Source organism: Bradyrhizobium sp. NBAIM08 (genome assembly GCF_020193935.1).
GTDB lineage: Bacteria > Pseudomonadota > Alphaproteobacteria > Rhizobiales > Xanthobacteraceae > Bradyrhizobium > Bradyrhizobium yuanmingense.
Genome location: NZ_JADYVR010000697.1, coordinates 1 through 421 on the forward strand (window position 1 = coordinate 1; position 421 = coordinate 421).

The 421-nt window shown below is 64.1% G+C and carries 1 protein-coding gene; it reads left to right on the forward strand.

The genetic code is table 11. From position 1 onward, the window contains the following. Window positions 1-421 (forward strand): His/Gly/Thr/Pro-type tRNA ligase C-terminal domain-containing protein (locus I6F37_RS41620; protein ID WP_249795480.1); only part of this gene is annotated, 421 nt, incomplete at both ends.

The window sequence follows — 421 nt, forward strand, 5'->3', positions numbered from 1 at the left end:
CATTTTCTACTTCGGCACAAAATATTCCGATGCCATGGGCCTCAAGGTCTCGGGCAGGGACGGCAACTTCGTCACTCCGCACATGGGCAGTTACGGCATCGGCGTATCGCGGCTGGTCGGGGCGATCATCGAGGCGAGCCATGACGACAATGGTATTGTCTGGCCCGAAGCGGTCGCCCCGTGGCGCGTCGGGCTGGTGACCATGCGCGGCGATGATGAGGCAACGGTCGCGGCAGGAAACGCAGCCTACGCGCGGTTGCAAGCCGCCAATGTCGAAACGCTCTATGACGACCGCGATGAGCGGGGCGGGGTGAAGCTCGGCTCGATGGACCTGATCGGCCTTCCGTGGCAGCTCATCCTTGGCCCGCGCGGGGTCGCCGCGGGCACAGCTGAATTGAAGGACCGCCGCACTGGCGAAAAG